At 68.1% G+C, this 25610-nt stretch carries 20 protein-coding genes; 9 read left to right on the forward strand and 11 right to left on the reverse strand.

Features of this window, described 5'->3' with window-relative positions; all coding sequences use genetic code 11:
* Positions 1-19: 19 nt before the first annotated feature.
* The 5 genes from JQX13_RS22040 to JQX13_RS22060 all read right to left on the reverse strand — a co-directional run bounded on the left by JQX13_RS22040 (position 20) and on the right by JQX13_RS22060 (position 5890).
* The gene (locus JQX13_RS22040) at positions 20-1180 is read right to left on the reverse strand and encodes a DUF4150 domain-containing protein (RefSeq protein WP_203410892.1); all 1161 of its coding nucleotides are present in this window, start codon (positions 1178-1180) and stop codon (positions 20-22) included.
* A complete protein-coding gene (locus JQX13_RS22045; protein ID WP_203410893.1) occupies positions 1177-2229 on the reverse strand; it encodes a 3-oxoacyl-ACP synthase in 1053 nt (350 codons plus the stop codon). Before JQX13_RS22045 ends, JQX13_RS22040 begins: the two co-directional genes overlap by 4 nt.
* Positions 2226-3443, reverse strand: a complete 1218-nt coding sequence (locus tag JQX13_RS22050; RefSeq protein WP_343211123.1) for a DUF2169 family type VI secretion system accessory protein — start codon at positions 3441-3443, stop codon at positions 2226-2228. The genes JQX13_RS22045 and JQX13_RS22050 overlap by 4 nt, the downstream gene beginning before the upstream one ends.
* A gap of 540 nt (positions 3444-3983) precedes the next feature.
* Positions 3984-4715 carry an esterase/lipase family protein gene (locus JQX13_RS22055; protein WP_203410895.1) on the reverse strand — a complete coding sequence of 244 codons (732 nt, stop codon included), beginning with the start codon at positions 4713-4715 and terminating at the stop codon, positions 3984-3986.
* 38 nt (positions 4716-4753) lie between these two features.
* Complete coding sequence (locus tag JQX13_RS22060) at positions 4754-5890, reverse strand: esterase/lipase family protein (RefSeq protein WP_203410896.1); 1137 nt, start codon at positions 5888-5890, stop codon at positions 4754-4756.
* 143 nt (positions 5891-6033) lie between these two features.
* Between JQX13_RS22060 and JQX13_RS22065 the strand changes: the two genes are divergently transcribed.
* Complete coding sequence (locus JQX13_RS22065; RefSeq protein ID WP_203410897.1) at positions 6034-8088, forward strand: S46 family peptidase; 2055 nt, start codon at positions 6034-6036, stop codon at positions 8086-8088.
* 53 nt (positions 8089-8141) lie between these two features.
* Here JQX13_RS22065 and JQX13_RS22070 read toward each other — a convergent pair whose 3' ends face one another.
* Together JQX13_RS22070 and JQX13_RS22075 are read right to left on the reverse strand one after the other, a co-directional pair.
* Positions 8142-8681: an OsmC family protein gene (locus JQX13_RS22070; RefSeq protein ID WP_203410898.1), complete on the reverse strand. Its 540-nt coding sequence runs from the start codon at positions 8679-8681 to the stop codon at positions 8142-8144.
* A gap of 77 nt (positions 8682-8758) precedes the next feature.
* The gene (locus tag JQX13_RS22075) at positions 8759-9157 is read right to left on the reverse strand and encodes a hypothetical protein (RefSeq protein WP_203410899.1); all 399 of its coding nucleotides are present in this window, start codon (positions 9155-9157) and stop codon (positions 8759-8761) included.
* A gap of 338 nt (positions 9158-9495) precedes the next feature.
* On the opposite strand from JQX13_RS22075, the gene JQX13_RS22080 reads away from it, so the two are divergent.
* Both JQX13_RS22080 and JQX13_RS22085 read left to right on the forward strand, forming a co-directional pair.
* The gene (locus JQX13_RS22080; protein ID WP_343211124.1) at positions 9496-10053 is read left to right on the forward strand and encodes an adenylate/guanylate cyclase domain-containing protein; all 558 of its coding nucleotides are present in this window, start codon (positions 9496-9498) and stop codon (positions 10051-10053) included.
* 36 nt (positions 10054-10089) lie between these two features.
* Positions 10090-10740: a glutathione S-transferase family protein gene (locus tag JQX13_RS22085; protein ID WP_203410901.1), complete on the forward strand. Its 651-nt coding sequence runs from the start codon at positions 10090-10092 to the stop codon at positions 10738-10740.
* A 6-nt stretch (positions 10741-10746) separates the two neighbouring features.
* On the opposite strand, the gene JQX13_RS22090 is transcribed toward JQX13_RS22085, so the two are convergent.
* The 3 genes from JQX13_RS22090 to JQX13_RS22100 all read right to left on the reverse strand — a co-directional run bounded on the left by JQX13_RS22090 (position 10747) and on the right by JQX13_RS22100 (position 13864).
* Complete coding sequence (locus JQX13_RS22090; protein ID WP_203410902.1) at positions 10747-11349, reverse strand: HAD family hydrolase; 603 nt, start codon at positions 11347-11349, stop codon at positions 10747-10749.
* Between the two features lie 8 nt (positions 11350-11357).
* Positions 11358-13256 carry a methyl-accepting chemotaxis protein gene (locus tag JQX13_RS22095; RefSeq protein WP_203410903.1) on the reverse strand — a complete coding sequence of 633 codons (1899 nt, stop codon included), beginning with the start codon at positions 13254-13256 and terminating at the stop codon, positions 11358-11360.
* 173 nt (positions 13257-13429) lie between these two features.
* On the reverse strand, positions 13430-13864 hold the full coding sequence (locus tag JQX13_RS22100) for a host attachment protein (RefSeq protein WP_203410904.1): 435 nt from the start codon (positions 13862-13864) through the stop codon (positions 13430-13432).
* Positions 13865-14058: 194 nt separating this feature from the next.
* On the opposite strand from JQX13_RS22100, the gene JQX13_RS22105 reads away from it, so the two are divergent.
* The 5 genes from JQX13_RS22105 (at position 14059) to JQX13_RS22125 (ending at position 20142) form a co-directional block, all read left to right on the forward strand.
* Positions 14059-15222 (forward strand): M20 family metallopeptidase, encoded by a 1164-nt coding sequence (locus JQX13_RS22105; protein WP_203410905.1) that lies wholly within the window; start codon positions 14059-14061, stop codon positions 15220-15222.
* A 64-nt stretch (positions 15223-15286) separates the two neighbouring features.
* Entirely contained in the window at positions 15287-16531 is a 1245-nt protein-coding gene (locus tag JQX13_RS22110) for a PEGA domain-containing protein (protein ID WP_203410906.1), read from the forward strand.
* Positions 16532-16533: 2 nt separating this feature from the next.
* Positions 16534-17850 (forward strand): hypothetical protein, encoded by a 1317-nt coding sequence (locus tag JQX13_RS22115; protein WP_203410907.1) that lies wholly within the window; start codon positions 16534-16536, stop codon positions 17848-17850.
* A 176-nt stretch (positions 17851-18026) separates the two neighbouring features.
* On the forward strand, positions 18027-19481 hold the full coding sequence (locus JQX13_RS22120) for a serine/threonine-protein kinase (RefSeq protein WP_203410908.1): 1455 nt from the start codon (positions 18027-18029) through the stop codon (positions 19479-19481).
* A complete protein-coding gene (locus JQX13_RS22125) occupies positions 19453-20142 on the forward strand; it encodes a tetratricopeptide repeat protein (RefSeq protein ID WP_203410909.1) in 690 nt (229 codons plus the stop codon). The genes JQX13_RS22120 and JQX13_RS22125 overlap by 29 nt, the downstream gene beginning before the upstream one ends.
* An 18-nt stretch (positions 20143-20160) precedes the next feature.
* Here JQX13_RS22125 and JQX13_RS22130 read toward each other — a convergent pair whose 3' ends face one another.
* Positions 20161-20709: an FHA domain-containing protein gene (locus JQX13_RS22130; protein ID WP_203410910.1), complete on the reverse strand. Its 549-nt coding sequence runs from the start codon at positions 20707-20709 to the stop codon at positions 20161-20163.
* Between the two features lie 252 nt (positions 20710-20961).
* Here JQX13_RS22130 and JQX13_RS22135 point away from each other — a divergent pair, with 252 nt between their 5' ends.
* A complete protein-coding gene (locus JQX13_RS22135; protein WP_203410911.1) occupies positions 20962-25590 on the forward strand; it encodes a lamin tail domain-containing protein in 4629 nt (1542 codons plus the stop codon).
* Positions 25591-25610 lie beyond the last annotated feature (20 nt).

The raw sequence follows: 25610 nt of genomic DNA on the forward strand, positions 1-25610 counted from the left end.
GCGGTGGACGCTGGGCGTGTTAAGCGCAGGAGGTTTCGGTGTTGTTGCAGAGCATGGGAGTGAGGATGACCTGGCACGAGGCACAAGAGGGGACACTCTCGTTGTGGCCAAAGCTCATCAACTCCTTGATGATTTTCTTCTCGGCGTCTTCCTGACTCGTGTAGGTCACGAGTGTCGTGACGGACTCGGGCTTGGTCGGGCTGTAGAAGACTTCCGTCATGGAGAGCGGGTGGTGACCGGCTTGACGTGCTGTCTGGATGAGCTTGGGAGCGGCGCAGTTTCCCGGAGTTGGACGGTTCAGAGGCTTTCTTCCCCCGCTTCCATCGTCGACCAATATCTCGGGTATTCCAGCGACCAGGTTTTCGAAGAATTTTGCGTCTGGCTTCATGTCGGGGGCACAGAGCGCCTGGTTGAGGTCTACCCTCTCCCCGGCGCAGGGGGTCCAACGTGGCTCACCATCCTTGAGCGCCGCGACGGCCTTTTCGAATCCGGGGGTGTTCTTCTCTCCGGACATGGCCGCGTAGATGAGACCGCCCTTCGTGGGCTCATAGCCTTTACAGAGTAGGACGCCGACCATGAAGCCCTTCCCCTTTTTGAGTGTCGGGGCGTTGGAGTGTTTGATGCGGGAGATTTCGAGCATTCCAATGAGAGCCCGGGCCATGGCCTGGCTATCAGGGCTTTCGGGGACCCTGTGCGTGGCTTTGTCTTTTCCGCAGTTGGAGGCAGGACACTTGTCGCTGCCGAGAGGGTCGTCACCATAGGCCCAGACGATGTCGGGTTTGCCCATCTGGATACCAATACAATTCCCGGTATTGGCATTGTGCTGGGTGGCGTCCATGAACCGAACGACGCCTTTGCCCTCGATCTTCACGTCAATGCTATAATTGCTCCATGTCACCTTGCCTTTCGTCTTGGCGGAGATGAGGCCACCACCTGCTGTGCCTGGCTCATCCCCCGTGCTGGTCGAGAGCGAGGAACTCTTCAGGGCAATGGCATTTCCTTCGATAAAGACCGAGGTACTGCCCTCGGACAGATCGCTGTCCTGGGCTACATTGACGTAGGGGACGGGAATGGGACCCGAAGGTGAAGGCGTCTTGCATACATCTGGGGTCGCGCTGACCTCGGTCTGTCCATCTCCTTGATGCACGATGGAACGGCCATTGACTGAAGTGTTGCTCATCTGGTTCCCTCCACAACGCATGCCCCGACGAGACCTCCATCGGAGCAGCCATAGACCAGGATGCGTGGAGTCTGGCCCTGTGCCGGATTCGTCCTGCTCAAGCGAAACAGCGCATACCCCAGCCCGAGAACTCCCGCGGACGCGCCTGCGTCTCCGAGCGTTTCTGCTACAAGGCTTGCTGCCAGTGGCTCCGGCATGAGAGCGGCATTGCGGAGATATGCCATGTCGAACTCATGAGCCCAGAAGTTCTCACCGGTCTGGCAGGAGAGAATCTCGTCAACGCGTCTCGTCCCCATTCGAGGATGGATGCGTAGCTGGCGGAAGGCCTCTGTCAACCCATCCGCGAGATTGGGTTTTTCCTGTAGGAAGTGATTGGGCTCTTCTGCCTGGGCATGAGCCGCCACCCATCCGTGTGGTCGAGCCCCTTTGCCAATCATGGCGGTCGTCTGGGCGACCAGGATGAACCCGGCCCCCTCTCCCGGAATGATTCCATCACGCCGTGAGCGCCCAGGCAGACGACCCACGTTGGCCAGGTAGCGCAGCGAGGTGGTATCGCACCAGGAGTCCACGGCCCCTACCAACACACAAGACACACGCTGTGACTCGAGCATCTTTGCTGCCCGGGCCAGCGCGAGAAAGAAGCCAGCGCGCCCCTTATACAACATATTGTCCGCGGCCACTTCCAGGCGGATGGGCGTGGAGTCTTGTAAGAGCTTCAAAAACAGCTCACTGGATACAGTTGCCCCACGACCGGGTTCCGGCAGTGCGAGGAGCAGTGGGAGCCGGCCCAGGTTCGAGCGTATTCCTTGAAGGCAGTCGTGTAGAGCGGTGGCGGCCATGGACGCCATACGCTCCGTGCGTGAAAGGGAGCAATCCAGCAGAGTCAGCACGGAGGCTCTCGCTGGCTCTGCTGTCCCTTTGTACACGTCCGTCAGGAAGAAACGGGTCGTACCTGCGGCCATCTCTACCTGGGTTGTTCTGGCCGTGAGCCCCAGGGGTGTACACAGTCCGAGCGCAAGGATGGCGAGTCCCTCTTGATGGGGGGTCATGTGGGAAGCTCCTCCCAGGGCTCCATCTGTCGCACGATGCCGTACTCATACCGCTCCAGGTCTCGGTTCAGTTCGATGGCTGTTCGCCAGAAGAGGGTCATGGCCCCCTCATCCGGCTCCAAGTGGATGGCATCCAGTATCAGGCAGCGTCTTTCGACGCGGTGATTGAAGCATGCCTTCATCATCAGACGGTGGCGGGGCAGTGGAAACGCGAAGCGCCCATCTGGCGAGAGTCCAGTCAGCACGACCTCTTCACCCCCCTGCAAGTGGGGGGTGGCACTGAGCCCTGGTGCGGCTGCCATGAAGAAGCGCTCGTCGAAGTCCGTGGGCCATAGGGGAGCGCGCCGAGCCACCCACGTGTCATCATACGTGCCAGCCAGGCACATTCGAGGCTGCCAGCTGCGAGCAATAGGGCCAAGACCTGCCGGCTCGATTCTCTCCGTCGGGCTCTTCAGCAGATGCAGGGGGTTCTCCAGATTGGGAAGAGGCATGTCCACCGCGTCTCGTGACGATGCGTACAAGCCTCGGCCCACGGGATTTCTGGACTCGTGCAGGGCGGAATGCCCGCCTCCCGTCAACGCATTGCCGCCCAGGCTGCGCTCATAGACCAAAGGCATGGACTCGAAGGGTCTGGGCTCTGAAGGCTTCAGGCCAAGGAGCCCACGGCTCCACACTCTGTCCCCGAATACCTGCACGCCCTTGCGGCAGGGGCCAACACGTACTGCCACCAGCACGTCCTTGACGGGGCGACCTCTGGGTGCCCAGGCCTGTCCAGAGACGTATATATCCGTCCCCGGTCGCCAATAGGTCGTCTGCGCCTCATGTCGTAGGCTGGATTTACCGGGCTCTCCCCAGTACAAATCACTGAGTGGTGGCGGGAGTTGCTCCGCGCATGGTGAGGGCGGCTCCGATGAGGGCTGGTCTGCCGGTGGCAGTTGGAAGCGCCCCGCCACACACACAACCAGTGCTTTCGCTCCCTGCTTCGTCATGGACAACAGGTCCACTGCTGCGAAGGGAGTGAGATTCTTCAGATTTGGCATCACGCACCGGACGCCACAAGGGTGATCCCCGCAGTATAAGGAGGACTCCGAAGCGCTGTAAATACTCGCGGAGCCCCGTGGTTGAGAGAAAGTGCGTATTCCGGTCAGCGTGATCACCTTGGGAGTGCCCCGGTTACGTAGCTCTCCTTCGGTTTGTGTGAACCAGGGGCGCATGAGGATGGCTGTACGACAGAGGATCGCCTGTTCGCCGCTGCGGAATCACATGAAGTGCGGGAGCGCCACAAAATCGGGGCAGGCTCACCAGGGCCGCTGCTATCGCGGATGTCCGGCAGTTGGTGCTGCGCCTGAGTGAAGCGAGGTGAGGAGAGCCATGACGCGAGAAAACGGATTGCCTGGCCTCGAGCGCTTGACGGAGGTGTGCAGGAGGAGTGGCATCCCCGCCGAGCTCGAACCGCCGAGCCTCCACCCTCCCCGGCCTGGGGAAAAGGTAGGAGACCTGCCTTTCGACCCTGTGCTTGCCGCCGTCTATGCGCGCTCGCGGCGCATGGCGTTTGGCGGTGAGCTGGATGGTTTCCATCTTTATCGGGTCGACAATGTGAGCGACCTTGTCAGGGAGAATGAGGGGGTCGCTGGGGATGGCCGGAAGTCTTTCGAACCTCCCTGCTCGTTTTCGCGGGGGAGCCGACCCTGCTCTATTCCACAGTGGGTGGGCCAGGTGCTGGCGGCGGCCAACACCTGACTTCCGTAGTGGGGCTACGGGTTCGAGGTCTTCGCCAGCGCCTCCACGGTCGCGGAGATGACGGCCGGGTTGGTCAGCATCATCTGGTGCGCGAGCACGAAGAAGGTGCGCTCGGTGGCGCCGGGCAGGCGCGCGCTGTCAGCGGGGATCACGGTGCTGTCGAGCGGCGTCCAGAAGGAGAAGACCTCGGTGTCGCCGAACGGGTTCTCGCGGCGGTTCAGCTCGCGCAGGAACTCGCTGTCCGGGCGCATCTGCACCAGCGCGGGGTCCGCCTTCAGATACGCCGCCCTCGTGCCGTGGTGCGGCCCCGAGATGGAGACGAAGCGCCTCACGCGGGGCTGGCCTCCCAACTCCTGCATCCAATAGCGCGAGGACAGCGTCCCCTGGCTGAACGCCACCACGTCGATGCGCTCGGCTCCGGTGCGCTTGCGCAGGCCCTCCGCCGCGCGGCGGATCTGATAGGCCATCACCTCGATGGGCAGCTGGCCGTTGTTGGGGTGCAGGCGCACCGCGTGGAGCCGCTCCCTTGGCCATCCCGCCTCCTCGAACGCGTCCCTCATCGCGAAGAAGGAGCCCGGTGTCTCGTCGGTGCCGTGCACGAACAGCACGGGTACGTACTCGGGCGGAGGCGTGGGACGGGCCTCGGGCACGCTGGCGCAGCCCGTCACGACGGCGAGCAGCGCCAGCACGAGGGCCCGCGACGCCCGGCGAGCGCGCGGAGAGAGGTGACGGAGAGCGGTGGACATGCGGGACTCCAGGTCGACGGCGGGGCCCGCTGTGTATCTCAGGTCTCCAGCAGGACGAAGTCCACCACGGTGCTCCACAGGCGCTCGAACTGGAGCCGGCGGAAGCCGGAGCCCGAGATGAGCCAGTCCACGTGCGGGGGCCGGTGCGCCGGTTGGTCGAAGTGGCCGATGGCGTCCAGGTGGTCCGCGCGGACCGCCGCCAGCACCCGCCCGTACACCTGCGAGCGCGTCGGGACGATGCCGTCACAGGCCTGGGGGCCCGGCATCGCCCCGTAGGCTTCCACCAGCGCCGCCATCTGCGCCGGCGTGTGCAGGGGAATCGCCGTGAGAGGCATGTTCTGGGCTCGCCCGTAGAGGAACGAGTACACCGTGTGTGTGAGCTGGGCGTAGGGATCCAACCCCGCGCTCAGGCGCGCTCGAAACGAGGGCGGCCGGGCCTGGGTGATGACCGAGCCGTAGCGCACCCCGGGCCGGTCCTGCGTGCCCGCGTTGAAGAGATCGATGCCCTCGGGGGTGAGCTGGGGGACGAGCGAGGCGTCGTTGCCCACGTCGCCCAGGAAGCGGACCAGCTCCTCCCGGCGCTCGACGGAGAAGTCTCCCAGGAGCTGCTCGAAGAGCTGGTCCAGGATGGTCGGGCGGAACCCGAGCTGCTCGTCCCAGCGCGTCAGCAGGCTCCCGAGCCGGAAGGCCACGGTCAGCGGCAGCCGCCCGAAGCGCAGCACGTACACCGTGAAGAGGGACAGCAGTTGCAGCAGCTTCTGTCCGAAGAGCCCCAGGAAGAAGGACGCCAGCGGCGTGCCCGCGTGAGGCGTGGACACCGTCACCACCGTGCGCACCCGGCGGGCGAAGGGCTCCGTGTCGATGCCCTCGCCCAATGAGGCGCTCGGGCTGACGAAGAGCCGCGCGTCCAGTCCTCCCGTGGAGTGACCGATGAGGTGGATGGGGCCGTCGTCGTCCCTGGCCCCGCTGGCCTCGATGGCCCTGAAGAGATCCGCGGCACGCGTGCGGATGGAGCCGGTGGGGTGCGAGAGCACCTGGACCACCTCGACCTCCACGCCGCGGCGCGCCATCTCCGCCACGAAGTAGTCGCGCACGTGCCCGAAGTAGAGCAGCTCTCCCAGGTTGGCGAAGCCGAAGAAGCCGGGGACCAGATAGATGTGGTGCTTCGTCGCCATTCCTCCCAACCTTCCGGGGTCTGGGCCTCCAACTCAAGCGCGACGTGCATCCTCCCGTCCATCCGCTCGGGTTGACGCCGCTCCTCTCCCGGGCAACAAGGGGCACTCCCCTTTCCCCTCAAAACCGGAAGGAATGCCCGCCCATGCGACGATTGCTTGCTCTCGGCCTCCTGTGGGCCCTCCCCGCTGTCGCGGAGGAGGGCATGTGGACCTATGACGGCTTCCCCCGCGAGGCCGTGAAGGCCGCCCATGGCTTCGAGCCCTCGCAGGCCTGGTTGGATCGCTTGCGGCTGTCCTCGGTCCGGCTGGCGGGCGGGTGCTCGGCGAGCTTCGTGTCGCCGGAGGGCCTGGTGATGACCAACCACCACTGCATCCGCTCCTGCGTGCAGGATCTGTCCTCCTCCAAGCGCGACTACCTCGCCACCGGCTTCCTCGCGAAGGAGCTGAAGGATGAGCTGCGCTGCCCCAAGGTGGAGGCGAATCAGCTCGTCGAGATGACGGACGTCACCGCGCGCCTCCAGGGCGTCACCCGGGGGCTGAGCGGCGCGGCCTTCAACACCGCCCTCAAGGCGGAGATGTCGAAGATCGAGGGCGAGTGCGCCACCGGGCCGGAGCTGCGCTGCGACGTGGTGACGCTCTTCAACGGTGGCAGGTACCAGCTCTACAAGTACCGCCGCTTCCAGGACGTGCGCCTGGCCTTCGCGCCCGAGTTCTCCATGGCCGCCTTCGGTGGGGACCCGGACAACTTCAACTTCCCGCGCTTCGGCCTGGACGCGGCCTTCCTGCGCGTGTGGGACGCCAATGGCCAGCCGCTGAAGACCGGGAGCTACCTGCCCTGGGCGAAGGACGGCGCGAAGGAGGGGGACCTGGTCTTCGTCTCCGGCCACCCGGGCTCCACCAATCGCCAGAGCACCGTGGCGGAGCTGGAGTTCGAGCGGGACGTGTCGCTCCCGTTCTTGCTGGTCTACATGGCGGAGCGGCGGGGGATGCTGCGCGAGTATGCCTCCTCCTCGCCGGAGCGCTTCCGTACCTCGCGCGCCAGGCTGCGCTCGGTGGAGAACGCGCTGAAGGGGATGTGGGGCCGGCATCAGGCTCTCGCGGAGCCCTCGCTGCTCGCCGGCAAGCGCAAGGCCGAGGCGGAACTGCGCGCCAGCGTGGCGGCGGACCCGAAGCTGAAGGACCACGTGGGCGCCTGGGATGCCATCGCCCGGGCCCTGGACGCCTACCGCCCGCTGATGGCCGAGTACCGGCTGGAGGAGGTCGGTTTTGGTTTCGCCTCCGAGCTCTTCGACATCGCGAGGCACCTCGTGCGCGCGGCGGACGAGCGGCCCAAGCCCAACACGGAGCGGTTGCGCGAGTACACCGAGGGCCAGCTCCCGGCGCTGCGCCAGCAGTTGCTGCGCGAGGCTCCCATCACCCCGGAGTTCGAAATCGTCTCGATGACCTTCGGCTTCAACAAGCTGCGCGAGACGCTGGGCGCGGATGATCCCTTCGTCCAGGTGGTGCTCGGCCGCGAGGCCCCGGAGGACCTGGCGCGCGCGCTGGTGAAGGGCACGAAGCTCTTCGACGTGAAGGAGCGCCAGCGGCTGCTCGAGGGTGGCAAGGCCGCGGTGGAGGCGTCGAAGGATCCGATGATCCTCCTCGCGCGCCGGGTGGACGCGCGGGCGCGTGAGGTGCGCAAGCGCTACGAGGACACGGTGGAGTCGGTGCTGAACAAGAACGGCGAGCTGCTCGCGCAGGCCCGGCTGGCGGTCCAGGGCACCTCGGGCTACCCGGACGCCACCTTCACCCTGCGCCTCAACTACGGCGTGGTGAAGGGCTGGGAGCAGAGCGGCCGGCAGGTGTCTCCGCTGACGACGTTCGCCGGTGCCTACGCGCGCCACACGGGCAAGGAGCCCTTCCGGCTTCCGGACTCGTGGTTGAAGGCCCGGGGCAAGGTGCCCGGCGAGACGCCGCTCGACATGGCCACCACCAACGACATCATCGGCGGCAACTCGGGCTCGCCCATGGTGGACCGCGAGGGGCGCGTGGTGGGTCTCATCTTCGACGGCAACCTGCAGTCGCTCGGCGGTGATTACGCCTACGTGCCGGAGACCAACCGCGCCGTCGCCGTTCATGGCGAGGGCCTCCTGCGGGCCCTCGAGCACATCTACGGCGCTTCGCGGTTGGTGAAGGAGCTGCGCGCCAACCAGCGGTAGCGGGACAGGGGTGGGGGATGGACGACCCTCACCCCGGCCCTCTCCCCGGGAGCTCAGGCCGCGACGGAGCCGCTCGTCTTCGTCACGCGGCCGGAGATGGCCGTGGGGTTGAGGATGTTGTCGAACATCGGGCTGGTCTTCTCCGCCGCCTTGCGGATCTCCTCCAGCGTGGCCGCGTCCGCGTCGGTGTCCACCTCGACGGTGTACTGGAGCTCGGAGAAGCCCGCGCGCACCGTCGGGTCCAGGTTGAGGTAGCCGCGCAGGTCGAACGGCGCGCTCACCTTGATGCGCAGGTTGCGGTAGTCCAGGTTGCGCATCCGCGCCTGCGTCACCCAGCCGATCGTCAGGCACGTCCCCAGCGACGCCAGCAGCAGCTCCATCGGGTCGATGTGCTGGTCCTTGCCGCCCAGCGCCGCGGGCTCGTCGGTCTCCAGCGTGAAGGAGCGGGCCCGCGTCACCGCCTGGGCTCCATCGCGCCACTCCGTCACCGTCTCGAAGCGGCCCTTGCCCGCCTCCGGGTTGGCGGACACGTGCTCCTTCGTCTTGTGGAGGGTGTCGAGGTCGAGCGTGCAGCAGCTGCCGATGTTTGCCATGGCTTTCTCCTGAGGAGGGCGAGGGACTCCGACGGTAGGTCGGCATCGTCGCGCGCCGCAAGCGACGCCCCGTGCTCTCACGGAGAGTGGTGGCCGGTGCCCGGACTTCGAGTCCAGGCCCAATACAGGAGCGTGCCCAGCACCCCCGCCCAGGGCACGTAGGGCGCTCCCGCGAGCACTCCCTCCATACACAAGTGAACACGGCACTCGGGCCGGTTCAGCGTGGTGCACGCGCCGAGCAGCAGCGGCACGTGGCTTGCGATGAATCCCATGCCGAGCCCGCGAATCACGTCTCCGCGCACCCACCGGCGCTTCAGCACCCGCCACACCGTGGGCAGCAACACGAACGTGGCCAGCGCGGCGAGCGCCAGCTTCTGGTGCCGCACCTCGATGGCGAGCACCAGCACGCCCAGCGTCAGCAGCAGCGGTGGCCAGAGCGGGGCGTGTTCATCCTGTTCTTCCTCGGGCGCGGACATGGACGGACCTCAACAGTAACAGGCGGACACTCGTGTGACGGCACTGTCACATCCCCGACGCATCTCCGGTCCCCGCGCTGGCCCCGCGTTGTGCGTTGCGTCAGGGATGAATTACTTTCATCGCAGTCAAAAGGTAGGGTTGAGGCGTGGTTGTGGGGCGCCTCGTCCCGACCGGGCTTTCGAGGACGCCCGGGTTTCACTCGCCGCCAGGCTGGGGGGTCTGGAGACCAAGCGAGTATCGGTCGGGTAACATTCGCATCTGTCTGGTCGGGGGGGAAGGAGACGCGTTGATGATGGCGGAGGTACCGCAACCGGAACCCAGGAAGGTAGCGACCATCATGTTCACGGACATGGTGGGGCTCAGCCCCGAAGCCCGGCGGGACGAGGCGCTCAACAATGAGCTGCGCGAGGAGCATGGACGGCTCGTGCGCGGACTGCTGTCCGGACATGGAGGACGCGAAATCAAGAGGCTGGAGGACGGCTTCCTCGTCGAGTTCGACGAGGCGCTGCCGGCGGTGGCGTGCGCGCTGGAGCTGCAGTCGGCGTTGTGCGCGCGCAACGAGTGCGTGCCGTCCGCGCGACGGGTGGAGTTGCGCATCGGCATCCACCTGGGCTCGGTGGTGCACCGGGACGGAGACGTCTTCGGCGAGGGAGTGAACCTGGCCGCGCGGCTGGAGTCGCTCGCACGGCCCGGCTCCCTCTACGTCAGCGAGCCGGTGGTACTTCAGGTGCGCAGCCAGGTGCTGGCCCCCGTGGTGCGGCTCGGCCGGAGCGACTTGAAGAACATCCGCCTGCCGGTGCCCGTCTACCGCATCGACCCACCCGTGCGCCGCCGCCGCCGCTCGTGGATGTCACGCCTGCGGGGCCTGCTGCCCGGAGGCCGCGCCCGGAGCTGAGCACTCCGCGTGATGGGGGCGCTAAGGTGCGCCCCCATGAAAGAGCTCACCCTCGTCGTCGCCTCGAAGAACTACTCCTCCTGGTCGCTGCGGCCCTACCTCGCGCTCGCCCACACCGGGCAGCCCTTCCGCGAGGTGGTGGTGCAGTTGGACAAGCCGGACACCGCCGCGAACATCGCGAAGTACTCGCCCAGCGGCCGGGTGCCCGCGCTGCTGCACGGAGACCTCGTCATCTGGGACTCGCTGGCCATCTGCGAGTACCTGGCCGAGCTGTTCCCCCAGGCGAAGCTGTGGCCCGAGGCCCAGGCCGCTCGCGCCGTGGCGCGCTCCGTCACCGCGGAGATGCACTCGAGCTTCATGAACCTGCGCAACCACATGTCGATGAACATCCGCGCCCGCCGGCCCGGGGAGGGACGAGCCCCTGGCGTCGCCGAGGACATCGCGCGCATCACCTCGCTGTGGAAGGAGTGCCGCGCGCGCTTCGGACAGGGAGGGCCGTTCCTCTTCGGCGCCTTCTCCATCGCGGACGCCTTCTACGCGCCCGTCGTCACGCGCTTCGTCACCTATGGCGTGGAGCTGGACGCGGAGTGCGCCGCCTACCGGGACGCGGTGCTGGCCCTGCCGGCCCTGAAGGCCTGGACGGAGGCCGCCCGCAGCGAGCCGCCCGTGGCGCGCTACGAGAAGTAGGCGCTCCTACAAGCCCAGCGCCTTGAGCTGCGCGTCGAAGGACTGGGCGGTGGTGAAGAGGTGGCCGCGGATGCCGAGCGCGTTCGCGGCCTGGACGTACTCGTTCACGTCGTCGAAGAAGGCGGCCTCCTCGGGGGCACAGCCCGCGCGCGCGAGCGCCTCCTTGTAGATGGCGGGCTCCGGCTTCACGTGGCCCACCTCGCAGCTGAGCACCAGGCTGTCGAAGCGCTCCAACACCGGCAGCAGGGGCCGCAGGTAGGCCACGTGCAGCACGTTGGTGTTGGAGAGCAGCACCAGCTTCACCCGCCCCACCAGCCCCTCCACCCGCGGCAGCACCGCCTCGTGAATGGTGAAGTGGCAGTTCCACAGGGCGTTGAACTCGTCCATCGGCAGGTCCACCCCCAGCGAGCGGCAGATTTCGCGCCTCAGGCCCTCGGGCCCCAGCAGGCCCCGGTTGGCTGGCGTCCAGCTCGTGGCGAGCAGCCGGCTCTCGGCCTCCGCGGGCGACAGCCCCGCGCGTGCTCCCAGCTTGCGGAAGAGCAGGCCGTTGTCGTGGAAGACCAGGACATTGCCGAGATCGAGGATGACGGCGCGGAGCGGTGAGGTCATGGCCCTGGTTATACCCGGTAGCTGCGCGCCACCTGCTCCATTTGCGAGGCCACCTCCCGCAGCGCCTCGGTGACGCGCTGGGACGCCTGGAGTCCCACCATGGTGTCGTGCATCATGGTGGACAGATCCGTCATGGCGTTGAAGATCTCCTCGATGCCCGCGTTCTGCTGACTCACGGCGCTGGCGATCTGCCTCACCGCGTTCATGTTGTCCTGAACGATGCTGCTCAGGGCGCGGATGCTGTCGGCGCTGGTGCGCGCCTGGGCCATGCCCGCCTCCATCCGTGCCTGTCCCTGCTCGCTGAGCTCCACCGTCCGGAGGATGGCCTCGGTGATGTCCTCGAGCAGGGTGCCCACCTGGGCGGTGGACTGGATGGACTGGTTGGCCAGGGTGCGGATCTCCTTGGCCACGATGGCGAAGCCCTTGCCGTGCTCGCCGGAGCGCACCGCCTCGATGGCGGCGTTGAGCGCCAGCATGTTGGAGCGGTCCGCCAGCCCCTTCACCGTCAGGGTGATGCCGCCGATGCGCTGGGCGCGCTCGTTGAGCCGGCCGATCTGCCCGGCCATGTCGTCCACCTGCTCGCGCAGCGTCTGGAAGCCGTTCATGCTCTCGGTGAGCGCGAGCGCGCCGCCCTGGCCCAGCTCCTCGGCCCGCGAGGCCACCTGGAGCACCGCGCCGGCCCGCTCGGCGGCCACCATCGACGTCTGTTTGATTTCCTGCGCCGTCACCTGCGTCTGCTGCAGCGCCGCGGCCTGGCGGGTGATGTTGCTCTCCTGCTGCTCGGCGGCGCGCGTGAGCTCGGCCACGGTGTCGGTGAGCACCCGCGTGCCGCGCTGCAGGCTCTCGGTCGTCTCGCGCAGGTTGCCCACCATCTGGAGGAAGGACTCGGCCAGCTCGCCCACCTCGTCCCTGGTGCGCACGTCGAACTTCTGGGTGAGGTCTCCCTCCTGCACGATGCGGCGCACCGCCTGGTTGAGCCGGGTGATGGGCTGGGTGATGCCGCGCGAGAGCAGGAAGGCGGCCAGGGCCGCCAGCGCCACCACGCCCATCACCGCCGCCACGGTGCCGGTACGCAGCTTGTGGAGCGTGGCGTAGACCTCTTCCGGATCCGACAGCGCCACGAAGCGCCAGCCGTCTCCCACGTCCTTGATTTCCTCTCCGTTGAGCGCCTCGACGGCCACGGCGTTGGGGATGTTCCACGCGTCCTGGCCCCGCGAGTCGAAGAGCAGGGTGCCCGAGGCGGTGCGCACCTCCAGGGCGAAGCTCTCGTTCTTGCGCCCGCGGGCGCGCTCCAGCGCGGCCTTCACCACCTCGCCCACCTGGCCCCAGTCATATGCCGCCAGCAGCACGCCCAGCCGCCGCCCGCCCCGCGACTCCATCACCGGCGCCGCCAGGTGCAGCACCCGCATGCCGAAGACCGGATCCTCCTCGGTGAGCGTCTCGCTGGTGAAGCGCCCCTGCTGGGCCGCCTTGAACCAGGGGGAGTGACGCACCGCCTCGTCCTGGCCCAGGAAGGAGTCCCTCAGCGCGGGCGTGCTGGCGGAGACGGCCCGGCCCGACTCGTCGAAGAGCACCAGCCCCGTGAAGGTGGTGTAGCGCAGCTGCAGCCGCGAGAGCACCGCGTCTCCCTGCTCGTAGCTCCCCGTGAGCAGCGCCTCGCGCAGCAGCATGTCCTCGGCCCAGCTGCGCACGCTCGTCTCGCGCTCCACCAGCGAGGCCTCCACCAGGTCCTTCAGGCCCTGGGCCTCGATGCGGAGCATCTCGTGCACCTGCTCCTGCATCATCTGCTGGGTGGTGCTCGAGCCCACCCAGGTGGAGAGGAGCAGCGGAGCGATGGCCAGCAGGGTGACGTACAGCGTCAGGCGGCCACGCAGCTTGAGGGTTCCGCCGATCAGGGAAGGTCTCATGAATCCGTTACGTCCGCCCGAGGGCGCCGCGGGAGGGGACTGGAGTGTCCCCCACCTGACGCAGCTCCCACCTGTACCACGGAGCGTGTCCGACGAAAGCGGTCACGTCTCCAGGTGAGCACAGGTGGGAGTCAGGACTACCGCGTGCGAGCCTCGCCCGCCTGCTTCCCTACCTAGGAGAGCGGGATGCGCTCGGGCAGCTCGCGCTCGGGCACGTTCACGTAGTCGGCCCGCATGTCCAGCATGAGCCGCTGGTGCACGCGTGAGCTGATGAGCTTGCGCAACAGGCCGAGGAAGCCCGGCGGGGCGGCGATCACCAGCCTGTCGTAGGCATGGTCGTTGAGGCCCCGCTCCAGCCGCGCGGAGAGCTCGCGGGCGAAGCGATCATGCTCCAGCTGCTGGCGCGCATCGGGCTGATTCTCCGGTTGGGGTTTGTGCAGGGAGCCCGCGTTGGGGTTGTCCGGCTGGTTGAGGAGCTGCCGGGACATGGCGCGGCTCTCCTCGTGAAGGAACTCCTCGCGCAACTCCCACCTCTCGGCCCGCTCATCCGTCGCGAAGAGCTTGGCCCGGCTCCCATTGGCCACCAATATCCACAGCGCGTCCGCCATCGTTCATCCTCCTGCCCTTGAGGTGCGGACCCCCACCGGTCCCGGCAAGCTTCCTTCCCCTGGGCGGCCGTCGCTGGCGCGCCGGGCGGGCGGGCGCCGGGGCACCTTCCCTGGAGCCGGGGGCCTGGCGTATGCCCGGGTTGCGGCCGGGGATGCACCCCGGTGGTGAAGCTTTCGGTGGGAGGCCAAGGACGATGCGCGAGATGGGTGAAGCGGCGGCCAGCTGGCTGGTGGGCAGGCTGGGGGAGATGGAGGAGGCGCTCGCCGCGCTGGTGGAGGTGAACTCCTGGACGGAGAACGCGGAGGGCGGCCGCAGGGTCGGCGCCCTGCTGCGCGAGCAGCTCGCCATGCCCGGCCTCCAGGCCGAGGTGGTGCCGAGCAAGCGGTACGCGGACCACCTCGTCTTCCGCTCGGAAGGGAAGGCCGGGCTCGAGCCGGTGGCGCTGGTGGGCCACCTGGACACGGTGTTTCCCCCGGGCAGGTTCGAGGGCTACCGGCGCGACGGGGCGCTGCGGCGCGGCCCGGGCGTGCTGGACATGAAGGGGGGGCTCGTCGTCATCACCTGGGCCCTCAAGGCGCTCGCGGCCTCGGGTGGGTTGGAGCGGCTGCCCCCGCTGCGCCTGGTGGTGGTGTCGGACGAGGAGGTGGGCTCGCCCGAGGGCGCCGACATCATCCGCCGGGCCATCGCCGGAGCGGGCGCCTGTCTCGTCTTCGAGTCTGGCCGGGCCGGGGACGCCATCATCACCCGGCGCAAGGGCACCGGCATGGCCACGGCGGTGGCGCATGGAAAGGCCGCCCACGCGGGCAATGCCCACCAGGAGGGGGCCAATGCGCTCTGGGCGCTCGCTCGCTTCGTGGACCGGGTGCAGCAGTTCACCGACTACCCGCGCGGTATCACCGTCAACGTGGGCAAGGTGATGGGAGGGCAGGGGAAGAACACCGTGCCGGACCACGGGGTGGCGGAGGTGGATCTGCGCTTCTGCACCCGCGCGGACGGCGAGGAACTGGTGCGGCGCTTCCGCCAGGCGGCCGAGGAGGCCGCGGCCGGCGTCCCCGGCACCCGCATCGAGGTGAGTGGAGGTGTGGCGCGCGAGCCCCTGGAGCGCACCGAGGCCTCCGCGGCGCTGATGGCGGCGTACGGTTCGTGCGCCCATGCCTCCGGGCTGGGTCACGGCGAGGCGGCGCTGGTGGGCGGGGGCTCGGATGCCAGCACCTCGTCCGCGATGGGGATTCCGTCCATCGACGGCCTGGGTCCCCGGGGCAAGGGCTTCCACACGGTGGAGGAGTTCATCGAGGTGGATACTTTGATCCCCAAGGCTCAAGCCCTGGTGCGCTACCTCGCCTCCCGAGCGGGATGACCCCCACGTGGAATGACCGCAGGAGTGCTCCGCAGCGGGCCCTGTTCAAGGTAGAACAGGGCCCATGCGTACTCCCGTCGTGTGTGTGGCCGGCCTGCTCGCGCTCGCGCTGGCCGCTGGCCCGGCCAGAGCCCAGGGCGGTCTCGGGCTCGATCTCTCGGGTGATTCGAACACCCAGACCCCCCAGGAGCAGTCCCAGGACTCCAGCGAGGATGCCGCGCAGGACTCCGGCAACCTCGGCCTGGATTTGAGCGGAGGCAGCGCCGACGCGGACCTGCAGCCGCGCTTCGCGTTGGTGGGTCTCGAGACGCCCGAGCGCGCCGGTGCCGCGGTGGCGAAGCGGTGGGTGGGCTGGCTGCAGGCGCAGGCCCTCCGTTCCGGCCGTGTGGTGAGGGTCGCGGAGACGGCCGAGGTCCGGCAGCAGTTGGAGGCGGACTACGACTCCGCCCTGCGTTGCCAGGAGGCCTCGTGCTTGCGTGGGCCCGCGGACATGCTCGACGCGGACCTGCTCACCACGGCGCGCCTGGCGCTCGAGGACGAGGGCTGGACGCTGCGGCTGTGGACGTACGACCGGGATCGGGGCGTGGTGGAGATGGACGTGGTGACGGGCCGCAAGCCCAACGACAGCAACTTCATCCGCGAGGCGGGCGAAGTGCTGTCGAAGCGGGTGGAGGAGCTGGCCAGGCCGCGCGCCCTGCTGAAGGTGTCCTGCAACGTGTCCCAGGCGGTGGTGCGCGTGGGCGAGCGCATGCTGGGCGTGGGCAACGTCGAGGCGAAGCTGCCGCCCGGTGAGGTGGAGCTCATCGTCGAGGCCGACGAATACTCCTCCTATACGAAGACGCTGACGCTCGCCTCGGGCGAGACGCAGGAGGTGTCCGTGCGGCTGGAGTTCAACGGCCCCGCTCCGGAAGGTCCCCCCGAGGACGTGGTGGTCGCGAAGAAGTCCCGCAAGTCCTCCAGCGGCCCCTCCCTCTTCAGCCGTCCCGCCTTCTACACCACGGTGCTGGGGTTGGCGGCGGTGGGCGCGGGCGTGGCGCTCGGCATGGGCCTCCAGGGCAAGGCGCAGGACGCGAACGGGGATGGTGTGATCGACATCTCCCGGAAGGAGTACCTGGCCGCCCGTCAGCAATCGACGATTTCCACGGCGCTCATGGCGGGAGGTGGCGCGGTGGCCGGCGGCAGCCTGCTGTGGCTCCTCATCGTCCCGCAGCGCTCGGCGCCGGCGTCCTCCACGGTGGCCCCCGTCTCCAGCGGCACGGGCACCAGCGGCACCACGGCCCTCCACTTCGTGATTGGCGGGAGCTTCTGAACATGAAGGCCTTTTCTTCCCTCTTCTGTTGTTTGTTGCTCGCGGTGTCCGCCGCGGGCTGTTGGGTGCCGGAGCTCCCGGACGACACCCTCTTCAGCTGCGCCACGGACGCCGATTGCGCCCAGGAGGGCGTGGTGTGCGTGGCCCGCGCGGGCCAGAGCGGCTTCTGCTGCACGCCCACCGCCGAGGTGTGCAACGGCAGGGACGACAACTGCGATGGCAAGGCGGACGAGAGCTTCAACTTCCTGACCGACAGCGCCAACTGCGGCGGGTGCGGCAAGACCTGCGACGTCGAGACCCAGGTGTGTGTCACGGGTTCCTGCAAGTCGCGCGGGGAGCGGCTCTGCGACAACGGCGTCGATGATGACGGGGACGGCTTCGTGGACTGCGCGGACCTGGTGGACTGCACCAACCAGTCGTGCGGCGCCACCTGCATCTGCCTCGATGGCAAGCGTGGAGAGGCCGTGTGCGGCGATGGCCTCGACAATGACACCGACTCCTCCGTGGACTGCTTCGATGACGACTGCGAGGACAAGTCCTGTGGCACTGGCTGCACCTGCCGGAGCTTCAGGATGGCGGAGACCGAGTGCGGCGACGCCACCGATAACGACAAGGACGGCAAGACGGACTGCGCGGACACCTTCGACTGCTCCGGCGTGACGTGCGGCAACGGCTGCGTCTGCCGCAGTGGCGCGAAGGCCGAGTCCAGCTGCAACGACGGCCAGGACAATGATGGTGACGGCAGGACCGACTGCCTGGATACGGACTGCGAGGGTCTGAATCAGGGTGACGGCACCACGTGCTCGGGTGGGGTGCGGGTGGAGAGCATCTGCACCGACTCGGTGGACAATGACTCCGACACCAAGGCGGATTGCGCCGACACTGATTGCAACGGTAGGTCGTGCGGCACCGGCTGCACCTGTGCGTCCGGGCTCAAGACGGAGGTCTTCTGCGACGACAACCTCGACAACGACGGGGACGGTCCCCTGGACTGCGCGGACACCGCCGACTGCAACGGCAGGGCGTGCGGCACCGGCTGCACCTGCGCGTCCGGGGTCAGGGCGGAGAGTTCCTGCGGCGACGGCGTCGACAACGACGGGGACGGTCCCCTGGACTGCGCGGACACCACCGACTGCACCGGCAAGACGTGCGGCACCGGCTGCCTCTGCGAGGCCGGGAGCAAGAAGGAAACCGCCTGCGCCGACGGCTCGGACAATGATGGCGACGGTAATACGAACTGCGCCGACAGCGACTGCAATGGCAGGTCCTGCGGCACGGGTGGGTCGACGGCCAAGTGCTCGGGCGGCGTGTGTAAATAGTCGTTCGCTGTAGCGTCGGTGCGCAGGTCCGCCTCCTGAAGGCGGGCCTCTCCTCACTTCTGACCACCCGCGGACGGCGCACCGTGCCGTCCGTGGGACAGAAGAGTCGTCATCCTGGCGACAACCTTTCCAGATCGGGTTGCCGGGAGATGAGAGGATGGAAAGGTTTACCGCCAATGGGCGGCGATGACGTCATCTCGGGAACGGTGCTCTCCGGCAGCTTCCAGGCCGTGGGCGAGAGCGCCGTTGTGGATCGCGAGCTCCAGGAAGGCGATGTCCTGGGCACCTATCAACTGGAGCGTCTCCTCGGTGAGGGCTCCATGGGCCAGGTGTTCCAGGCCCGTCACGTGCGCCTGGGCCGGCAGGTGGCCCTCAAGGTGCTGCGCTCCGCCTTCGGCCATGACAGTGGCTTCGTTCATCGCTTCTTCCAGGAGGCGCGCGCCGTCAATCAGATCAACCACGAGCACATCGTGGAGATTTTCGATTTCGTGGAAGACGCGAAGAACGGACGCGTCTACTGCGTGATGGAGCTGCTGCGGGGGCAGAGCCTCTCGGCGCTCCTCAAGGAAGAGACGCTGTCCGTGGCGCGCATGCGCCGCATCCTGGTCCAGGTGTGCGCGGCGCTCGGGGCGGCACACCAGCTCGGGGTGGTGCACCGGGACGTCAAGCCGGACAACCTCTTCGTCACCCACAAGGGCGGGCAGGCGGACTTCGTCAAGGTGCTCGACTTCGGGGTGGCCAAGGTCCTCACGCCCGAGGGCACCAGCGGGACGTTGGACGGCACCCTCATCGGGACGCCCACGTACATGTCGCCGGAGCAGGCCGCGGGTCTGCCGGTGGATCACCGCGCGGACATCTACGCGGTGGGCACCGTCCTCTACGAGATGCTCAGTGGGCACCCTCCTTTCGTGGCGTCCAACTTCGGCCAGCTCATGGTGAAGATCCTCACCGAGGCACCGCCGGCGCTGCCCTCGCACACCCCGGCGGGCGAGCCGATGCCGCAGGCGCTGGCCCGGCTCGCGCTGCGCTGCATGGCCAAGGAGCCCGAGGAGCGGCCCCAGCAGCTCTCCGAGGTCATCACCGCGCTGCTGGTGGACACGGCGCCGGAGCGGGTGCTCCCCGAGAACGAGCGGCCCACCGTACCCATGCCGGTGCCCGCGGGCCTGTCCGGTTCGCGGCGCCCGTGGTTGGCGATCGCGCTGAGCGTACTGGGGGTGCTGGGAGCGGGCTTCGCCCTCTGGCGGGGGATGGAGCGTGGCGCCTCGACGGCCGTGGCGGAGCAGTCGGTGGCGGAAGCGCGCGCGCCGGCCTCCATCACCCTCACCGTGAACTCCCTTCCCAAGGGCGCGCGGGTGGTGCGCGCCGACACGGGCGAGGTGCTCGGGGTGACGCCGCTGGTGACGCGGCAGCCGCGGGCGGACGCGCCCATGGGTCTGCGCGTCGAGCTCGCCGGCTACGCTCCGAGCGAGCACGAGGTGCGGCTCGATTCACCCGCGACCCTCGAGGTGCCGCTCGTCCCGGTGGAGTCGCGGCCACAGCGCGGGGAGGGGCGGAGTCCCTCCCGTACCCACGTTCCGCGCAAGAAGAATTCAGGGGTTCGCGATGATGTCATTGATCCGTTCGCTCACTGAGCGCTCCGTGTTGTCGGTGCTGGTGGCGGTGGCGCTCGCCGTGTCACCGCTGTCCGCCCACGCCGCCAGCATGGAAGCGCGGGGGGATGGGGAAGCGCAGGCGCGTGCGAAGTTCGCCGAGGGCAACCTCGCCTACGATCTGGCCGAGTTCCAGAAGGCCCTGGACGCCTACAGCGAGGCGTACCGGATGAAGCCGCTGCCGGGGTTCCTCTTCAACATCGCCCAGTGCCACCGGCAGCTGGGCCGCCCCGAGCGTGCCGCCTTCTTCTACCGGCGCTACCTGTCGCTCTCGAAGGACGAGCCGTCCAACGCCCCCCTGGTGCGCGAGCTCATCGCGGAGATGGACGAGGCGGTGCGCCTCGAGCAGGAGCGGCGCCTGGCGCGGGAGGAGACGGCGAGGGATCAGGCGCGGGCCGCGGCCCTGCGGGCGCAGGCGGAGGCGGCCGCGGCGCGCCGGGTGAAGCAGCAGGGCGGGCGCAAGTCCACCCTGGTGGCCCGGCCCACGGCGTCGACGCGGGCCGAGGTGAAGGGCGAGGACGGTCTGATGAAGAAGTGGTGGGTGTGGGCGGGCGCGGGCGCCGTGGCGGTGATCGCCGGTGGCGTCATCTACGCGGCCACCGCTCCCCAGCCGCGCCCCACGACCCTGGGCACCATCCGTTAGGGCCCGGCGCCCGGACGCTCAGGCCGGGCTTTCGCGGGAGCCACGCTGGTTGGCCAGCATCAGCGTGGCCGTGTGGCCCATGCGCAGGTGGAAGCTGTCCGCGTCGTGGAACGTGAGCCGCACGTCGCCCAGCTGCAGCTGCATGCCGGACTCCAACGGCGTGTGCTGACCGGGCCGCATCAGCTTCCCACTGAGCAGCGCCGGCCCGCCCTGGGTCAGCGCTTCCACCGCCCAGCCTCCGTCCGGTCGGGCGTGGAGCACCAGGTGCTCGCGTGACACCGTGGCGTCATTGATGACGAACGTGTTGTGCGAGGCCCGTCCCAGCGACAGCTCGTCCCGCCCGGGGACGGGGGCCAGCTCGAAGCACATGGCGTCCCCCGAGGGCAGACAGTCGTAGAGCTCCGAGGTGGGAAGCCGGGTGGTGCCGTGATTCTGCTCGCTGCTTTCCGGAACGTTCCAGACCCCCGCCTCCCACACCAACCAACAGTGTGGGTAACGGGCACGAAACTTCTCCTTGAGTGCGAGGTGCTGCCGCACGAGCAGCGAGAGCAGCAGAGCGCGTGCCATGGGCGGAGAGCCAATCATCTTCGGGGCTTGAGCGCCACTGATCGGTGAGCCAGGGGGGCTGGGCTGTCCAGGAGTGCGCGTTTGCGAGGAGCGGATGTGGGCAGGAGCAGGCGTCCGGTCGGAGGGCACGGATTTTTCCTTGGCTCACCTCCGGCGTAAGGTGTCGCTCGAATGTTTCAGTGGGCGTCAAGAAGCCGTGACAGTGACGGAGCCCACTGCCCTGGTTCAACCCACAACCCCCCCAGGAACTGCATGCGCAACAACCCACGCCATCTCCTGGCACTGTTGAGTACAGGACTCCTCCTGCTCACAGCGTGCCCGGGTACTGAGCCCGCTGTGTGCGGCGACGGCCGCGTCGAAGGCAAGGAGCAATGTGACGACGGCAACACCGCCGACGGCGATAGCTGTTCCAGCCAATGCACCACCACCACCCCCCCCGGCGATGCCATCTGCGGCAATGGTCAGGTCGAGGTTGGTGAGTTGTGTGACGACGGCAACACCGTCAACGGCGATGGCTGCCAGAACAACTGCGTCCCCACCCCGCCGGGCCAGGAGATCCTCCACGAGTGCGGCAACGGCATCCGGGAGATCGGGGAGGCCTGCGATGACGGCAACAAGGATGACGGTGACGAGTGCACGAGCACATGTACGCTCCCGCCGGCGCCGATGGAGCAGTGCCCCGGGGCGGCGAGCTTGCCCCAGCCGGAGGCGGGCGCCACCTGCACGGTGATTCCCGCCAGCACCGCCAATGGCGCGCGCCTCTACATGGGCGTGGTGCTGATGGACGGCAAGACGCTGAATGGAGGCCAGGTGCTGGTGAACGCCGAGGGCACCATCACGTGCGCGGCGTGCGACTGCTCGGGTGAGGCGGAGGCCGCCGGAGCCGAGCGCATCTCCTGCCCGGCGGGTGTCATCTCCCCGGGCCTCATCAACGCGAACGACCGCATCAGCGTCCAGCTGACGCCGGAGACCGGGTCGCTCGAGCGCTACGAGCACCGTTATGACTGGGACCGGGGCAACGATGGCCACACCGCGCTGACCACGCCCCGCGACGCGACCGAGGATGTCGTGCGCTGGGGCGAGCTGCGCCAGGTGATGGCTGGCACGACCTCGCTCGCCGGTAATGGCGGCAGGACGGGCCTGCTGCGCGAGCTGGCCGCCTCCCAGTGGTCCACCAGCTTCAGCCAGGAGGGCCTGCGCGAGCCGAGCCTGACCTTCGAGCGCGCTCCGCTCGGTGACAGCAGTGGCAAGGAGCTGACGAGCGGGTGTGACTACCCGTCCATCAAGACGCCGGATGACATCCCGGCGCTCGCGGCCTACCTGGCGAACGTGGCCGAGGGCATCGAGGAGTCGGCGCACAACGAGTTCCGCTGCGTGTCCGGCCAGGGCGAGGACAGCGAGGACCTGCTGACCTCGCGTACGGCCGTCCTCCACGGCATGGCCCTCACGGCGGCGGAGATCTCCAAGCTGGCCGAGCGTGGGACGAGCCTCGTCTGGTCGCCCCGCGCCAACGTGTCCCTGTACGGCGACACGTCCATGGTCACCGCCTACAAGCAGCTGGGCGTGAACATCGCGCTGGGCACGCACCGGCTGCAGCTGGGCTCCATGAACCTCCTGCGCGAGCTGCAGTGCGCGAACTACCTGAACCAGACGCACTACTCGCAGGCCTTCACGGACGAAGAGCTGTGGCGGATGGTCACCGCGAACGCCGCGGACGCGACGGAGACCTGGGAGAAGGTGGGCCGCATCGCCAAGGGGAAGGTGGCGGACCTGGCCATCTACCGGCTCAACTCCTTCGCGAAGTCGCCGCACCGCGCCGTCATCGCCGCCAATCCGGAGGACGTGGTCCTCACCGTGCGCGGGGGCAAGCCGCTCTACGGTGACAAGGCCGTGGTGGACGCGCTGACGGTGGGCGCCGAGAAGGCCTGTGAAGAGGTGCCGGTGTGCGGCACCACCAAGGCGGCGTGCGTGGAGTCGGAGACGGGGAAGACCTTCGCCGTGCTGAAGGAGGCCAACAAGACGTCCTACCCGCTCTTCTTCTGCGCCGATTCGCAGCCGACGAACGAGCCCACCTGCGAGCCGCAGCGCACCGCTACCACCCCGCCGGCCTCGGTGAACGGCTCCAACGTCTATACCGGCACGCGCCGGCTCACCGACTACGACGGTGACGGCATCGAGAACGCCCAGGACAACTGCCCCATCATCTTCAACCCCATCCGCCCGATGGACAACGGCAAGCAGGCGGATACCGACAACGACGGACTCGGTGATGCGTGCGATCCCTGCCCGCTCGACGCCGGCTCCACGACGTGCTCGGCCCGCAATCCGACGGACGCGGACGGCGATGGCATTCCGGTGCCCGTCGACAACTGCCCCGGTGTCGCCAACCCGGATCAGGCGGACATGGATGGCGACGGTCGCGGTGATGTGTGCGACGCCTGCCGCACGGCGGACCCGGACGACGTGCTCTGCCCGGTCACCATCTACGACCTCAAGAAGCCGGTGGAGGGCAAGTACCCGTTCCGCGCCTACACGGTCACCATTCCCAGTGCGATCGTGACGGCCGTGTCGGGTAGCAGCTACTTCATCCAGGTCGATGATGAGACGCGGGCCAAGGGGGGGGTGGATTGGTCCGGTATCTTCGTCTACTCCTCGAATCGCACGCCCAAGGTCGGTCAACGCATTCGCGTCGAGAACGCCGTGCTGAAGCTGTACTACGGGCAGCTCGAGCTCGTGAACGCCTTCATCACGGTCCTGGATGGCGACCTCATCCACGAGGTGCCGGCGCCCGTCTCCGTCATCCCGGACGAGGTAGTTACGGGTGGCTCGCGCGCCGAGGCCCTCGAGGGCGTGCTGGTGCAGCTCACCGACGTCGTCGTGACGAAGCAGGACGCCGCCTATGGCGAGTTCTTCGTCAACACCAAGGGGAGCAGCACGGATGGGGTGTACGTGGATGACTTCCTCTACAAGGTCTCGCCCCTGCCGGCGGTGGGCACGGAGTTCTACCGGGTTCGTGGCGTGCTGACGTGGCGCAACAACAACTCCAAGCTGGAGCCGCGCAACGCGGACGATCTGCTCGGCCCCCCGCCGGCACTCGTCGGCTTCGGCCCCGCTGGCCTCTTCACCCGCGTGGACCCCGCGTGCGCTCCCGCCGGGTGCTCCACCCTGGGCGGGTTGCTCACTGTCTCCGTGGCCAGCCCCTACCCCGATGATCTCGAGGTTGTCGTCGCCTCTTCCAATCCGGGTGCGCTGGAGGTCGCCAATGGCGGCACGGTGGTCATCCCCAAGGGGCAGAGCAGCGCCGAGGTGAAGCTCATCGCGAAGGCCCAGGCCGCCAGTGTGACGCTGACCGCCCAGCTGGGCACGGTGCGCCTGGAGAACACGGTGCGCGTGCTGGCCGCCAACGAGCTGCCCGCACCCACGGCGCTCACGCCCAACCCCGTCGTCACGGCGCCGGGCTACGATGTGACGCTCACCGCCACCCTGGACATCCCGGCGCCCGCGGGAACCACGCTCGAGGTCGTCGTCACGCCGGCCGAGATCGGCACGGTGGAGCCCTCGACGGTGGCCGTCGGGACCGACGCCACCACGGCCAGCTTCGTCTTCAGTGCCAATCCGGCGGCGCCTGTCACGGCCTCGGGCTCCATCTCGGTCCGGGTGAGTGGCGGCACCAGCGAGGTATCGACCCCGGTCAACTTCACCGACGACTTCCCGAAGCTCATCAGCCTGACGCCGTCTACGGCCACCGTCGTGCAGGGCACGATCCAGAAGTTCACGGTGACGCTGAACAAGGTGGCGGAGGGTGACGTGGCGGTGAAGCTCGCGGCGGCGTCCAGCCCGGCGGGGGCTGCCTTTGGTACCGTGCCCGCCACGGTGGTGGTGCCCATGGGCAGTGACTCGGCCACCTTCGACTTCACCGCGGATGCCGCGGGCGACATCGCGGGGACCGTGACGGCCGCGCTCGGTGCGGACACGCTCACCGCCAACGTGACGGTGCGCACGCCGTACCCGATGCTCGCCAGCATCAGCCCGACGAATCCGAGGGTGGTGCCGGGGGCAACGCAGGAGTTCACCGTGTCGCTGGACAAGGCGGCGGAGGCCGGTGGTGCCACGATCTCCGTCTCCCTGGAGCCCGCAACCGGGTTGGGCTCGCTCGGCTCCTCGACGGTCTTCATCGCCGAGGGTAGTACCTCGGGCACGGTGACGTTCACCGCCACCACCAGCACGGATGGGGCGAGCGGCACCTTCGTCGCCACCTACGATGGCACGACGCTCTCCACTCCGGTGACGGTGTCCGGCACCAGGAGGGGGCTCGTCATCAACGAGGTGGACTACGACATGCCCGGAGCCGGCGATTCGGAGGAGTTCGTGGAGATCTACAACTCCTCGAGTGCGTCCATCTCGCTGGCCGATCTGGCTCTCGTCTTCGTCAACGGGAACAACAACACCGAGTACCTCAGGGCCGATCTGGCCTCGATCGGCGAACTGGGGGCGGGTGAGTACCTCGTCGTCGGTTCGGCCAAGCTCATCGCCAAGGTGCCCGTCAGCCCCTCGGTGAAGACGCTCGCGATCAAGTCCAGCTCCAATGCCGAAACGGACATCATCCAGAACGGCTCGCCCGATGGCGTGGCCATCTACAACAAGGCGACGGACTCGATCGTCGACTCGTTGGCCTACGAGGGCGACATGCAGGATTGCACGCTCAAGGAGACGACGACGACGTTCGATCTGATGGAGGGCACCACGCCCACCACCAGCCTGGCTGATTCGTCGAGCGCTGGCTCGCTGTCCCGCATTCCCAATGCGCAGGACTCCGACTCGAACATGGACGATTTCAAGCTGACGGCCGCGCCCACTCCGGGCGCACCGAACGCTCCTTGAGTCCCTGAGCGGATGCCGGG

This window comes from Archangium violaceum (assembly GCF_016859125.1).
GTDB classification, from domain to species: Bacteria; Myxococcota; Myxococcia; order Myxococcales; family Myxococcaceae; genus Archangium; species Archangium violaceum_A.